Below are 13,128 nucleotides of genomic sequence, written 5' to 3'. Positions count from 1 at the left end.
CTCGCAAGACGGGCGAACAAGCTTGCTGTCAGGCTCGCCGTAGGGACTTTCACCGAGTACCGGGTTTATTTATTTCGGGCAAAAAGCGCGGTATATACTGCCTCGCACTGCTTCGCGCCCAAACCGTTTCAGCGCCACCGTCATCGCGCAATCTCGCTTTGCCCACTGGAGAAACCCATGAGTATCCTTGCAGGCTGGAAGTGTCGTCTGGTCATGCTGGCGTTGTGCGCGGCAAGCGTCACCGCGCACGCCGACGACCAGCTCGCCAAAGTAAAGAAGGCCGGCGAACTGGTGGTCGGTACCGAAATGCAGTTTGCGCCGTTCGACTTTCTGGAAAACGGCCAGCAAGCCGGCTTCAACAAGGATCTGTTCGCCGAAGTGGGCAAGGAACTGGGCGTGAAGGTACGCTTCATCGACCTGCCGTGGCCGAGCGTACTGCCGGGCCTCGAAGCCGGCAAGTTCGACATGGTCGGCGGCCCGTTGACCGTCACCAAGGCGCGCATGGAACGCTACACGTACACGCTGCCGGTCGCCGACGCCACCGACGCGCTGCTCAAACGCGCCAACGACACGTCGGTGAAGCAGTCGTCGGATATCGTCGGCAAGACGGTCGGCGCGGGTAAAGGCTCGGCGCAACTCGACCAGTTGAAGGCCTATGTCGCAACGCTGCCGAAACCGCCCGAAATCCGCGAATACGTCGACAACAATCAGGCTTATGCCGATCTCGCCGCCGGCCGCATCGCCGCCGTCGCGAACTCCATGACCAACATCGCGTATGTCGCGAAGCAGCGTCCGGAAACCTTCGCGGTGGTACAGCCGCCGTTCGGCGCCAAGGTGTACTTCGCCTATTGCCTGCGCAAGGACGCGGACAGCAAGCCGCTCGCCGACGCGTTCAACGCGGCGATCGTGAAGATGCATAACGACGGACGTCTCGCCACGTTGCAAAAAAAATGGTTCGGCGTCGCGATGGATGCGCCGACCACGATGCCCGCGCCTAACTACTGAGCCTAAATACTGAGCCTGACCCGCTGTCATGGGCCGCTGCTTGCGCACACGTGCAGCACCGGCCCGCCTCGCCCTCCCGTTTCGTTGAGCGCGCCGCTTATGTTCAGCACGACCGTGTTCCTGCAAGGCCTGCCATTGCTGTTGCATGCCGCGATCGCCACCGTCGGCGTGTCGGCGGCGGGCCTCCTGATCGGCTTCTTCGTCGCGATCGGCGTGTGCGCGGCGCGGCTTTCCACGCATCGCGCGGCGCGCCTGTTCGGCGGCGCTTACGTGTTCTTCTTTCGCGGCGTGCCGATGCTCGTGCAACTGCTGCTGGTGTATTACCTGCTGCCGTTCGCGGGTATCAACGTATCGCCGCTGGTTGCCGCGATCAGCGCCGTGTCGCTGTGCTCCGCGTCGTATATCGCCGAAATTCTGCGCGGCGGCTTTCTCAGCATTCCGCCGGGGCATCTGGAAGCCGCCCGCATGCTCGGACTCTCGTCCGCCGACATGCTGCGGCGCATTCTCGTGCCGCAGGCCTTCCGTCTGACGCTGCCCTCGCTCGTCAACGAGATGGTGCTGCTCATCAAGGCGTCGTCGCTGATCTCGGTGGTCGGGGTCGCCGAACTGACCCGCACCGCGCAGAACATCGCCGCGAGCACGTATCGGCCGCTCGAAGCGTATGTCGCCGCGGGGCTCATCTACTTCGTGATTTGCGGAGCGCTGGCACTGGTCGCGCATACCGCCGAATATCGTCTGCAACGTAGCTGAGCCGCCATGCAAAAGCTCGACCCGACCGTCATCACGCACAATCTCCAGCCGATCGCCGCGGGCCTCGCGACCACGCTCGGCACCTGGGCCGCGGGCGTCGCAATCGGCATCCTGATCGGCTTTCTGATTGCCGTGCTGCAACTGTTTTGCGGACGCTGGGTACGCGGTGCGCTGCGTGTCTACATCGAACTGTTTCGCGGCACGCCGTTTCTGGTGCAGCTGTTTCTGCTGTACTACGGCGGTCCGTCCATCGGCCTCACGCTCGAACCGATGACCGCCGGCGTGCTCGGCCTCGGCCTTTACGGCAGCGCGTATTTCGCGGAAGCGTTCCGCTCCGGTTTCCAGTCGGTGCCGCGCGGTCATCTCGAAGCGGCGTCGTGTCTCGGGCTCACGCGCTTTCAGGCGGTGCTGCGCGTGCAGGTGCCGCAAATGCTGGTGCTGATCGTGCCGGCGCTGACCAATCTGATCATCGTGCTGAGCAAGGAAACCGCCGTGCTCTCGATCGTCACCGTGCCCGAACTGACCTTCGTGCTGACCGGCATCGGCTCGGCCACCTTCGCTTTCGTCGAAACGCTGCTGGTGCTGTGCGTGTGCTATCTGGCGCTGGTCGAACTCACGTCGCGAGCGGGTATGTGGGCCGAAACCCGCATCGCCCGCTTCATGGCATGAACGCCGCGCCGAACCTCTCCATGAACGCCATGACCGACCTGCCCTCTCCCACGCTCGACTCCGCGTCCACCGTCGCAAGCGACGCCGGAGCCGACCCGTCGCGCGGCGCGCCGCTCATCGACGTGCGCGATCTGCGCAAACGCTTCGGCGAAGTCGAGGTACTGCGCGGCATCGATCTGCAGATCGCGCGCTCCGAAGTGGTCTGCATCATCGGGCCGTCCGGCTCGGGCAAAAGTACGCTGCTGCGCTGCCTCGCGGCGCTCGAGACCTACGATCAGGGCGACGTGCGTATCGAAGGCGAACTGCTCGGCTATAGCGAGCGCAATGGCCGGCGCGTGCGCGCGTCGCAGGGCGAGATCAACCGCGTACGGCGCAATGTCGGGATGGTGTTCCAGCAGTTCAATCTGTGGCCGCATATGACGGCACTCGGCAACGTGATGGAAGCGCTGCTGCGCGTGCGTCATCTGTCGCGCGACGAGGCACGCCGCCGCGCTCACGCGATGCTCGAAACGGTCGGTCTCGCGCATAAGGCCGATGCCTATCCGGCCCGACTCTCCGGCGGCCAGCAACAGCGCGTGGCGATTGCGCGCGCGCTGGCAATGGAGCCGCACATCATGCTGTTCGACGAACCGACTTCGGCGCTCGACCCGGAACTCGTCGGCGAAGTCCTGCAGGTGATGAAGCAGCTCGCGCGCGACGGCATGACGATGGCCGTCGTCACGCACGAGATGGGTTTCGCGGCGCAGGTGGCCGACAAGGTCGTGTTCATCGATCAGGGCCGGATTGCCGCGCAAGGTGCGCCACGCGAAGTCTTTCACGATGCGGGGCAACCGCGGCTGCAACAGTTCCTGCAGAACTATTTCGACCGCAACGCGTTCTGGGCACGCGGCAACGACGACGCAGCGCCGCTATGAACGCGCGCCGGCCGGAAGCCAAACCCTCGGATCCGGCGCTCCCGGCTGCACGCTACGAACAGGTCAAGCACCACATCCGGCGGATCATCGATTCGGGCGAGCGGCAAGCGGGCGAGCGCCTGCCGTCCGAACTCGATCTGGTCGCCACGCTCGGCGTATCGCGCATGACAGTCAATCGCGCGCTGCGCGAACTCGCCGATGCGGGGCTGGTGACGCGCGTGTCCGGCGTCGGCACGTTCGTCGCGCAAAGCAAGCCGCAATCGACGCTGCTGATGATCGCGCATATCGGCGACGAGATCCGTTCGCGCGGTCACGAGTACCGTTACGAGACGGTGCTGGCGCAACGCGAAACGGCTTCGGTGACGGTGTCGAACGCGTTGGGACTGCCGCCCGGCGCATCCGTGTTTCATGTGATCTGCGTGCATCGCGAGAACGGCCTGCCGGTGCAACTCGAAGACCGTTACGTCAACCCGGCCATCGCGCCGGATTTTTTGCAGCAGGACTTCGCGACCATCAGGCCGTCGGCGTATCTGTTTGCGATCGTGCCGGCGCACGACGTCGAGCATGTCGTCGACGCGGGCCTGCCGACGCGCGCCGAAGCCGATCTGCTCGACATGCGCGCCGAGGAACCTTGTCTCACGCTGATGCGGCGCACGTGGACGAGCGGCGTAGCAGTGACGTTCGCGCGTTTCGTGCATCCGGGCTCGCGCTATCGGCTCGGTTGCCGGTTCGCGCCGGATACGGCGCAGCGCGCGGGGCAAGGGTAAGCGATAAAGCGTTTAGGCGCGGACCAACGGCCCACGCGGTTCGCCCACGCTATCAGGAAGCGTTCGTCACTGCGCGCAGGCGTTCGAATATCTCGTCGATGTCGAGATCGCCGAGTGTCAGCCCGAATTCGTCGCGCAGGCAAGCCGCGAGCTGACTGGCGCTGTCGATCTGCTGTTCGCGCGTGATGATGCCGTCCGCGCCGCGCTCGTTCAACTGGTTGTCGAACAGCGTGACCCAACTGCCGGGTAACGCGCGGCACACGATCAGATGACTCAGGAAAATCGAATCCGGCGCGCTCGACGTGTACCAGTTCGAGGTCTCATAGTCGATCCATTCGACCGGATGTAATTCCACGCGATAGGTGCGCAGCCAGCCTTCGCCTTGCGCCTGCACTTCGAGGTCGAGCGCGCCGCGCGATGCGTCGGCGAGACGGAACGTGCCCAGCCGCGTAGTCTGCGTCATGCCCGCCACCAGTCGCAGCGGCTCCGTCAACGTGACGCCGCCAAAGCCGACGTCGACGAGCCACGCGTCCTCGCCGAGATCGACACGCAGAACCATATGCGTGCGCGGCGGAATCGCATCGGGCTCGCGGCCCCACATCACGCGGCCGAGCAGCGGCGTGACCTGGAAGCCGAGTTGCATCAGCACGTTCGCGAACAGCGCGTTCTGCTCGAAACAGTAGCCGCCGCGCCGGCTGTCCACCAGTTTCGCTTCGATGGACTCGATCTCCAGTTTCACCGCGCGCCGGGCGAGCGGGTTGAGGTTCTCGAACGGAATGGCTTCGGGATGCAGGCGGTGCAGATCGCGCAGCACATCCAGCGTGGCCGCGCGCGGGCCTTCATAACCTATGCGGGCAAAGTAGTGATCGAGATTGACGGTGTGCGACATCGGCGAAGGTCCAGGTGGCTAGGGTCATTGAAGCGCTGAACGCGAGAGGGCGCACAGACGGCCCGCCGGGTTCGGGGAACGATCATAGCCGCTTTTGCCGTCTGGACGATGTCGGCGGCTTCGCTATCGCGCACACGGTTGCTTTCTGTTCCTATTGCCCGCCCTTGAGCGCCGAAGTCGCGATGGACGGCACGCTGATGCCGTGACTCGACGCGAACTGCACGGCCGAACTCAACGTGCTCATCAACGATTGCAACTGACCCGGCGCGGATTGCGCGATATAGGCCGCACTCTGCGCGGTCTGCGGATTCATTCCCGACTGCAGCAGCGACGACGGACTCATCTGACCGACACTGCCGAGGCCCGACTGCAAACTCGAGTATTGGCTTACGCCTTTGCCGAGCGACGACAGCCCGTCGGTGAATGCCTGTTTGTTCACGGGCGTGGCCGATGCGGAATCACCCGAGCGGCTGGCAATGGCCTGCGTGAGCGATTGCGATAACGATTGCTGGGTATTGCCGACCTGAGTCAACTGACTCACCGAAGGCGTGCCGCCGCTCAACAAACCCGCCGCCTGTTTGGCCTGCCCCGCCGCACTCGTCATGCCCATGGCGGAGGCGAGGCTCGACTGCCCGCCGAGCACCTGCTGGTTCGCACCGACGTAGGTCTGCAACAACTGCGACACACCGCCGCCTGCGTCACCGCTGCTACCGGCCGCACCCCCGCCGCCGCCGATGCCTAGTTGCTTCAGATTGAGTTGTGCCTGTGCGGCGCCGCTCAACCACCATGCGCTACCTGCCAGCAGCGAGATCAATACGGTGCGTCTGTTCATGTCCGTCTCCTGTATGGGGCGCCCACTGAATCGTGCGGGACGCAGTAAAGATATGAGCACCAGCCTTCAAAACAATTACACCAGAATTCCGTTTTGATTTCGAAGAAATGACTTTTGATCGTAGTCCGTAAAAATAAAAAAACTTTCATGGATAATTGATGCGAATCATTCTCAATCACATTGACGATCAGGATTCGCGTGCGTACGATCTCACCATTCGCTGCAGCGGCCGTCTCCAAAGATGGCTTGCAGTAAGGTGCCACGCGCAGCGCTGGCCATACAAGTCGAGACAACACCAACAAGGAATTCGATGAAGTTCGCCCACCTCGGCACACCCGCGAACCGGGACCGCGCGCTGCGCGATAACGTGGTCCGCGGCAGCGCCACGCACCGCTCACACCTGCCCTTCATGCGCCGCACCGCGCTCTATACCGTGCTCGCGTGGGCCTCGTTGACCGCCGGCGTCGCGATGGCCGAAAGCAATCCCGACGCAACCTCCGACGCGTCCGAAGCCGATCTGAACATCAAGGCGACGCAGACGAACCAGTGGACCGGTTTCTGGAATCGTCCGCAAATGCTTGGCGATATCGGCGGCCTGCGTCCGTGGCTCGGCAAGTACGGCGTCACGTTTGCGCTCACCGAAACCAGCGAGGTGCTCGCCAACGTGCGCGGCGGTCTCGCACGCGGCGCCGACTACGACGGTCTGACGACCGCCACGGTGCAGATGGATACGCAGAAAGCCTTCGGTTTGCCCGGCGGTCTGTTCAACGTCAGCGCGTTGCAGATTCACGGCGCCAACCTCAGCGCGAACAAACTCGGCACGCTGAATACGGCAAGCGGTATCGAGGCGACCGACACCACGCGGCTGTGGGAGCTGTGGTATCAGCAGTCGTTTCTCAACAAGCGCGTCGACGTGAAGATCGGTCAGCAAAGTATCGACCAGGAATTCATTACCAGCACCTACTCGGCGTTGTTCGTCAACACGATGTTCGGCTGGCCGGCGCTGCCTTCGTACGACATGCCATCGGGCGGTCCGGCCTACCCGCTCGCCGATCTCGGCGTGCGCGTGCGCGGCCAGATCACGCCGTCGATCACGGCGCTCGCCGGTGTATTCGATGGCGATCCGCTCGGCAACAATCCGAACAACCTGAGCGGCACCAACTTCAATCTGCATACCGGCACGCTGTTCATCGGCGAAGTGCAGTACGCGATCAACCAGCCGTCGGACGGCGAAATGGTCAGCGCAGGCGGCGGCGGTTTGCCGGGCACGTACAAGCTCGGGGTCTGGTACAACAACGGCAGCTTCGCCGACCAGCGCTACGACAACACCGGCCTGTCGCTCGCAAATCCGGCCACGACCGGCGTCGCCGCGAATCATCGTGGCGACTACAGCATTTATGCAGTGGCCGACCAGATGATCTGGCGTCCCGATCCGGACGAGCCGCGCAGCATCGGCGTGTTCGCGCGCGTAATGGGCGCGCCGGGCGACCGCAATCTGGTGAACCTCGCGGCCAACGTCGGCGTCGTGATGAAAGCGCCGTTCGCCGGCCGCGATAACGACAGCGTGGGACTCGCGGCGACCTATATCAAGGTCGGCAATCATGTGAACGGACTCGATCAGGATAGCCTGTCGTTCAACGGCAGTCCGTACGGTGCGCGCACCAGCGAAACCACGCTCGAAGCGACGTACCAGTATCAGGTCAATCCGTGGTGGCAATTGCAGGCCGATGCGCAGTACACGTTCAACGCCGGCGCCGGCCAGAACCCGAACGATCCGACGCAACCGCTGCGCAATACGTTCGTGATCGGCGTGCGCACCAACATCACGTTCTGATGAAATCCGCGCCCGTTCGTCACCACCCACTACAAACACACGCTACCGATAACCCGACCCATGCTTCCGATCATGACCGTCATTACCGCTTTGTGTGCTCGCACGGAGAGCCCCTCATGAATTCACTCACGCGCGTCACTGCGCCGCGTGCCGCGCGTGCGCTGCTCGCCGCGGCGGCCGGCGCGGCCGCCTTCGCGACGGCCGGCCTCGCGCATGCCGACCCGCAAGGCTTTCTCGAAACCGTCAAGCATCACACCACGCTCATCAACACGGTGCCCGAGAACGGCGACCAGAATCCGTACGCGGTGATCGTCGCGCCGGTGACGGCAGGCACCGTCAAGCAAGGCGACGTGCTGATCGGCAACTTCAACAACTCGACCAATCTGCAGGGCACCGGCAGCACCATCGTCAACTATCACCCGGACACGAAGCAGATGAGCGTGTTCGCCACGGTGCCGCGCGATCTGAAGGAATGCCCGGGCGGCATCGGCCTGTCGACCGCGATGACCATGCTGAAGTCCGGTTACGTGATCGTCGGCAGCACGCCGAGCAACGACGGCACCACCGGCACCAAGGGCGCCGGCTGCCTGATCGTGATCGACCCGAACGGCAAGGTCGCTTCCACCATCAGCAGCCCGAACATCAACGACCCGTGGGGCAACATGGCCGTGGTCGACAACGGCACCAGCGCGACGCTGTTCGTGAGCAATGCCGGCTTCGGCGTGGGCGGCGCCGAAGGCACGCCGCCGGTGTTCAAGCAGGCCACCGTGCTGCGCCTCGACCTCGACGTGCCCGCCGGCAAGCCGCCGGTCGTGAAGCAGGAAACCGTGGTCGGCAGCGGCTTCGGCGCGCAGGCGGACAAGGGCGTGTTCCTCGTTGGGCCGACCGGTCTCGCGCTCTCGGCGGATCAGAAACTGCTGTACGTGTCCGACGCGATCGGTAACCGCATCACCGAAATCGACGAACCGATGACGCGCGACACCAGCGCCGGCGTCGGCCGTCAGCTGACGGCGGACGGTCTGCTGCATCGCCCGCTCGCGATGGTCACCGCGCCCAACGGCCACCTGCTCGTCACGAATGCGCTGAACGGCCAGATCGTCGAAATCGATCCGGTCGCCGGCAAGCAGTTGTACGCGCGCTGGATCGACACCGACAAGGCACAATCGCCGCCCGGCAACGGCGACCTGTTCGGCCTCGCGATGACGCCGGAAGGCGACGGCTTCTATTACGTGCAGGACGATGTCAACACGCTGGTGCTGGCGAAGTAGGCAACATCAGGTTCCGGCCAGCTTCAGGGCCACTCGAAGGTGAAGCAACATGGCAAAAGATCAACCTCCGCGGCCGTCACGGCGCGGCTTTCTGAAGGCCGGCGGCGCAGCGGTCGCGGCCGGGGCGAGTCTCGGCGCGGGACTCGCTGCGTCGCCGTCGGCGCTCGCCAGGGCGGCGCCGCACAGCGTCGATCCGCAACTGGTGGTCGAGCCGTTTTACGGCACGCATCAGAGCGGTATCGTCACGCCGCAGCAGACCCACACCTACGTCGCGGCGCTCGATCTGACCACCACCCGGCGCGAGGACGTGATCGCGTTGCTGCGTGCATGGACCGAGGCATCGGCGCGTCTGACGCAAGGGGCGACCGCCGCACCGTTGCCGGCGAACACGACAAACAGCGCAAGCAGCGCGACCACCGCGAGCAGCACGGACAATGCGGGCGATGCAGCGAACCCCACCACCAGCAAACCCGCGCCCGACTCCGGCGACGTGCTCGGTCTCGGCCCGTGCGGGCTGACCATCACGTTCGGCTTCGGCCCGGGTCTGTTCACGCATGAAGGAAAGGACCGCTATGGGCTGGCATCGCGCCGCCCCGCCGCGCTCGTCGATCTGCCGCGCTTCAATGGCGATCAGCTGATCGCCGAGAAGACCGGCGGCGATCTGTTCATTCAGGCCTGCGCGAACGATCAGCAAGTGGCGTTTCACGCCGTGCGTCAGTTGTCGCGAATGGCCTACGGCGTCGCCACCATGCGCTGGGGCCAGTCCGGCTTCCTGTCCGGTCCGCGCGGGCAGACGCCGCGCAATCTGATGGGCTTCAAGGACGGCACCAACAACCCGTCGACCACGCAACCGCAGTTGATGAACGAGTTCGTGTGGGCCAAAGCGTCCCCCGACGCACCGTGGATGGAAGGCGGCACGTACACGGTGGTGCGCCGCATCCGCATTACGCTCGAACACTGGGACAACACCGAGGTGGATTTTCAGGAGCAGGTGTTCGGCCGTCACAAATACAGCGGCGCGCCGATCGGCAAGCAGCACGAGTTCGACGCCGTCGACCTGAAGGAAGAGGACAAGGACGGCAATCCGGTGATTCCGGAGAACTCGCATGTGCGCCTGTCGAATCAGGCGAGCAACAACGGCGCGCAGATCCTGCGCCGCTCGTATTCGTATAACGACGGCACCAATTTCTACATCGAACGCTGGCCGCCATGGCGCCAGGAAACCGAGTACGACGCGGGGCTGATTTTCATCGCGCATCAGGGCGACCCGCGTACCGGCTTCATTCCCATCAACGACAGACTTGCGAAGTTCGACATGATGAACCAGTTCACGACCCACGTCGGCAGTGCGATTTTCGCGGTGCCGCCGGGCGCGAAGCCGGGTTCTTATATCGGCGCGGGACTGTTCGAGACGTAATGACAGCCGCAGCGGCAGCCGCGCGGCTGCCGCTTCCCGCACAGCCCGGGTACACCACGCACACCACACACACCACCACACACTGAACACCACAACAACGGAACCAAGGATCATGGCTCACTCCTGGCTTGGCACGCGCCTGCGCATCGTCAGCAGCGCGACCGCGCTCACGCTCGCGGCATTCGCCGCCGTCCCGACGGCAGCGCATGCCGCGTCGATCGTGCTGTACAACGCGCAGCACGAACAGGTCGTCAACCTGCTCGCCAAAGACTTCGAAAGAGAGTCCGGCATTTCGGTGAAGATCCGCAGCGGCGAAGGCCCGGCTATGGCCGCGCAGATCGTCGCGGAAGGTGCGGCGACGCCGGCCGACGTCTACTTCACGGAGAACTCGCCCGAGCTGATGTTGCTCGAGGAGAAAGGCCTGTTGAGCAAGGTGGACGCCTCGACGCTCGGCATCGTGCCCGCCCGCTTCAGTTCGCCGAACGGCGCCTGGGTCGGCGTGACGGCGCGCGAAAACGTGCTGGCCTACAACACGACCAAACTGCAGGCGGCGCAACTGCCGCAATCGCTGTTCGATCTCGCGAAACCGGAATGGAAAGGCAAAGTCGGCATTGCGCCGAGCGACGGCGATTTTCTGCCGCTGGTCAGCGCCGTGCTCGCGCTCAAGGGTGAAGCGCAAACCGTGCAATGGCTCAAAGGCCTGAAAGCCAACGCGCAAATTTTCGACGACGACGAAGGCGTGGTCGCCGCTGTCAATCGCGGCGGGGTCGCGACCGGCTTGATCAACAACTATTACTGGGCGCGTCTGCATGCCGAAATCGGCGATGCGAAAACCCATAGCGCGATCTATCACTTCGGCAACGGCGACGCCGGTGCGCTGGTGAACGTGTCGGGCGCGGCCGTGCTGAAGTCGGCGCACAACACGGACGGCGCGCAGAAATTCATCGCCTATCTGGTGAGCGAACGCGCACAGGAGTTGATGGCGAAGAGTCACGTCGAGTTCGAATATCCGCTGCGTGCCGGTGTTGCGCCGGACCCGATCCTCAAACCGTTCAGCGAACTGAACCCGCCAGCGCTGACCATCCAGCAACTCGGCGACGATAGCCAGGCCGGCAAGCTGCTGCGTCAGGCTGGCCTGCTCTAATGAGCGATGTCGGCGCGGCAGCGGTCGCAAGCGAAGCTTCCGCGGTGGCTTCGGCCACCGCTCGCACCGCAGTGGCACGCGGGCGCAAGCGGGCGCCGCGCGGTCTGTTCTGCGCCGCCGCCATCAGCGCATTGCTGGTGCTGTTGCCGATCGCCTTCACGTTCTGGCGCGCCGCCACGTTTGGCGTAAGCGAGACCATCGATCTGGTGTTCCGGCCGCTGGTCGGCGAACTGCTCGTCAACACGCTGCTGATCACCGTATCGACCACGCTGGTCAGCGCCGTGATCGGCACGGCCGCGGCCTGGTTCGTCGAACGCACGCATTTGCCGGGGCGCCGCGCCTGGGCCGTGCTCAGCGCCGCGCCGCTCGCGATGCCCGCGTTCATCTCGAGTTATGCGTGGGTATCGCTGAGTCTCGACTTGCAGGACTTCATGGGCGCGCTGCTCGTGTTGACCTGTGCGTATTTCCCGCTCGTTTATCTGCCGGTGGCCGCCGCGTTGCGCGGCATGGACCCGGCGCTCGAAGAAAGCGCGCGCGCGCTCGGCTGCAACCGCTGGAGCAGTTTCGTGCGCGTGGTGCTGCCGCAGCTTCGGCCGGCGCTGCTCGGCGGCATGCTGCTGGTCGCGCTCGGCGTGCTGTCCGAATTCGGCGCGTTCACGCTGCTGCGTTTTCGCACGTTCACGACGCAGATCTACGCTGAATTCCGCACCAGTTTCGATGGCGGCGGCGCGTCGCTGCTCGCCTGTCTGTTGATCGTCATCTGTCTGGTCGTGCTGGCGTTCGAGTTTCGCGTGCGCGGTGCAGCACGCTACGAGCGTGTCGATCGCGGCACGCGGCGCGCGGTGTTGCGCTATCCGCTCGGCCGCTGGCGCTGGCTGGTGGTCGCCGGCTTCGCGGCGCTGTCCATCACCACGCTGGGCGTGCCGCTCGGCATGATCGGCTACTGGCTCACGCAACCCGGCGCGGCCGCGGTCACGCCTGCCGACGTGTCGCCCGAACTGCTCTTCAATGCAACGCTGTCGTCGCTCGGCTTCGGTCTTGCCGCGGCCGTCGTGACCACGCTGCTGGTGGTGCCGCTGGCGTTTCTGCTGGTGCGTTATCCGACGCGCTTCGCGACGCTGTTCGAACGCACGGTGTTTCTCGCGCAAGGCGTGCCGGGTCTGGTGATCGCGCTGGCTATCGTGTCGCTCGCCGTGCATGCGCTGCAGCCGCTTTATCAGAGCGCGACGCTACTGGTGCTCGCGTACGCGATGCTCTTCATGCCGGTCGCACTGGTGAGCGTGCGCGCCGCCTTCATGCAGGCCCAACCGCGTCTCGAGGAAACCGCGCGCGCGCTCGGCCTGAACTGGTCGCAGACGCTGTTCCGGGTGGTCCTTCCGCTAGCGGGCCCGGGACTCGGCGCAGCCGCGGCGATGGTGTTCATCTCGGTCGTCACGGAACTGAACGCGACGCTGCTGCTGTCCCCCATCGATACACGAACGCTCGCGACCCAGGTGTGGGCCGATACCTCGACCATGGCGTTCGCCGCCGCCGCACCGTATGCCGCGCTGCTCACGGGCATCTCGCTGTGCGCGTCGGGGCTGCTGTTCGCGTTGCTCGGCAAATCGGCGCTGCTCGGCGACACACACTGAACGCGGCG

The 13,128-nt window shown here is 64.7% G+C and carries 12 protein-coding genes; 10 read left to right on the top strand and 2 right to left on the bottom strand.

The genetic code is table 11. The annotated features are described in order from the left end of the window. Positions 1 to 177 precede the first annotated feature (177 nt). The 5 genes from FQ746_RS05770 to hutC all read left to right on the top strand — a co-directional run bounded on the left by FQ746_RS05770 (position 178) and on the right by hutC (position 4,105). Entirely contained in the window at positions 178 to 1,005 is an 828-nt protein-coding gene (locus FQ746_RS05770; RefSeq protein ID WP_144107971.1) for a transporter substrate-binding domain-containing protein, read from the top strand. 99 nt (positions 1,006 to 1,104) lie between these two features. Continuing rightward, positions 1,105 to 1,755, top strand: coding sequence for an amino acid ABC transporter permease (locus tag FQ746_RS05765; RefSeq protein ID WP_144107970.1), 651 nt, complete (start codon positions 1,105 to 1,107; stop codon positions 1,753 to 1,755). A gap of 6 nt (positions 1,756 to 1,761) precedes the next feature. Continuing rightward, the gene (locus tag FQ746_RS05760; RefSeq protein ID WP_144107969.1) at positions 1,762 to 2,424 is read left to right on the top strand and encodes an amino acid ABC transporter permease; all 663 of its coding nucleotides are present in this window, start codon (positions 1,762 to 1,764) and stop codon (positions 2,422 to 2,424) included. Positions 2,425 to 2,444: 20 nt separating this feature from the next. Then, on the top strand, positions 2,445 to 3,338 hold the full coding sequence (locus FQ746_RS05755; RefSeq protein WP_144107968.1) for an amino acid ABC transporter ATP-binding protein: 894 nt from the start codon (positions 2,445 to 2,447) through the stop codon (positions 3,336 to 3,338). Continuing rightward, positions 3,335 to 4,105: a histidine utilization repressor gene (hutC, locus tag FQ746_RS05750; RefSeq protein ID WP_144107967.1), complete on the top strand. Its 771-nt coding sequence runs from the start codon at positions 3,335 to 3,337 to the stop codon at positions 4,103 to 4,105. Before FQ746_RS05755 ends, hutC begins: the two co-directional genes overlap by 4 nt. A 52-nt stretch (positions 4,106 to 4,157) precedes the next feature. Here hutC and FQ746_RS05745 read toward each other — a convergent pair whose 3' ends face one another. Together FQ746_RS05745 and FQ746_RS05740 are read right to left on the bottom strand one after the other, a co-directional pair. Then, positions 4,158 to 4,994 carry an arylamine N-acetyltransferase family protein gene (locus tag FQ746_RS05745; RefSeq protein WP_144107966.1) on the bottom strand — a complete coding sequence of 279 codons (837 nt, stop codon included), beginning with the start codon at positions 4,992 to 4,994 and terminating at the stop codon, positions 4,158 to 4,160. Between the two features lie 151 nt (positions 4,995 to 5,145). Next, the gene (locus FQ746_RS05740) at positions 5,146 to 5,826 is read right to left on the bottom strand and encodes a hypothetical protein (protein WP_144107965.1); all 681 of its coding nucleotides are present in this window, start codon (positions 5,824 to 5,826) and stop codon (positions 5,146 to 5,148) included. Positions 5,827 to 6,136: 310 nt separating this feature from the next. On the opposite strand from FQ746_RS05740, the gene FQ746_RS05735 reads away from it, so the two are divergent. The 5 genes from FQ746_RS05735 to FQ746_RS05715 all read left to right on the top strand — a co-directional run bounded on the left by FQ746_RS05735 (position 6,137) and on the right by FQ746_RS05715 (position 13,120). Next, positions 6,137 to 7,660 (top strand): carbohydrate porin, encoded by a 1,524-nt coding sequence (locus tag FQ746_RS05735; RefSeq protein WP_144107964.1) that lies wholly within the window; start codon positions 6,137 to 6,139, stop codon positions 7,658 to 7,660. Positions 7,661 to 7,776: 116 nt separating this feature from the next. Continuing rightward, entirely contained in the window at positions 7,777 to 8,928 is a 1,152-nt protein-coding gene (locus tag FQ746_RS05730) for a hypothetical protein (protein WP_144107963.1), read from the top strand. Between the two features lie 49 nt (positions 8,929 to 8,977). After that, positions 8,978 to 10,345: a Dyp-type peroxidase gene (locus FQ746_RS05725; protein ID WP_144107962.1), complete on the top strand. Its 1,368-nt coding sequence runs from the start codon at positions 8,978 to 8,980 to the stop codon at positions 10,343 to 10,345. A gap of 112 nt (positions 10,346 to 10,457) precedes the next feature. Next, complete coding sequence (locus FQ746_RS05720; protein ID WP_144107961.1) at positions 10,458 to 11,489, top strand: iron ABC transporter substrate-binding protein; 1,032 nt, start codon at positions 10,458 to 10,460, stop codon at positions 11,487 to 11,489. Then, on the top strand, positions 11,489 to 13,120 hold the full coding sequence (locus FQ746_RS05715; protein ID WP_260853908.1) for an ABC transporter permease: 1,632 nt from the start codon (positions 11,489 to 11,491) through the stop codon (positions 13,118 to 13,120). The genes FQ746_RS05720 and FQ746_RS05715 overlap by 1 nt, the downstream gene beginning before the upstream one ends. Positions 13,121 to 13,128 lie beyond the last annotated feature (8 nt).

Origin of the sequence: Paraburkholderia sp. BCC1886, assembly GCF_900996245.1 — a bacterium.
In the GTDB taxonomy this organism is placed as follows: Bacteria; Pseudomonadota; Gammaproteobacteria; order Burkholderiales; family Burkholderiaceae; genus Paraburkholderia.
This window is presented reverse-complemented; position numbering and strand designations above follow the sequence as displayed.

Coding starts and splice junctions, on each gene's coding strand:
- FQ746_RS05715 (WP_260853908.1), top strand. CDS start 11,489: ATGAGCGATGTCGGCGCGGCAGCGGTCGCAAGCGAAGCTTCCGCGGTG.
- FQ746_RS05760 (WP_144107969.1), top strand. CDS start 1,762: ATGCAAAAGCTCGACCCGACCGTCATCACGCACAATCTCCAGCCGATC.
- FQ746_RS05725 (WP_144107962.1), top strand. CDS start 8,978: ATGGCAAAAGATCAACCTCCGCGGCCGTCACGGCGCGGCTTTCTGAAG.
- hutC (WP_144107967.1), top strand. CDS start 3,335: ATGAACGCGCGCCGGCCGGAAGCCAAACCCTCGGATCCGGCGCTCCCG.
- FQ746_RS05755 (WP_144107968.1), top strand. CDS start 2,445: ATGAACGCCATGACCGACCTGCCCTCTCCCACGCTCGACTCCGCGTCC.
- FQ746_RS05745 (WP_144107966.1), bottom strand. CDS start 4,994: ATGTCGCACACCGTCAATCTCGATCACTACTTTGCCCGCATAGGTTAT.
- FQ746_RS05730 (WP_144107963.1), top strand. CDS start 7,777: ATGAATTCACTCACGCGCGTCACTGCGCCGCGTGCCGCGCGTGCGCTG.
- FQ746_RS05720 (WP_144107961.1), top strand. CDS start 10,458: ATGGCTCACTCCTGGCTTGGCACGCGCCTGCGCATCGTCAGCAGCGCG.
- FQ746_RS05740 (WP_144107965.1), bottom strand. CDS start 5,826: ATGAACAGACGCACCGTATTGATCTCGCTGCTGGCAGGTAGCGCATGG.
- FQ746_RS05765 (WP_144107970.1), top strand. CDS start 1,105: ATGTTCAGCACGACCGTGTTCCTGCAAGGCCTGCCATTGCTGTTGCAT.
- FQ746_RS05770 (WP_144107971.1), top strand. CDS start 178: ATGAGTATCCTTGCAGGCTGGAAGTGTCGTCTGGTCATGCTGGCGTTG.
- FQ746_RS05735 (WP_144107964.1), top strand. CDS start 6,137: ATGAAGTTCGCCCACCTCGGCACACCCGCGAACCGGGACCGCGCGCTG.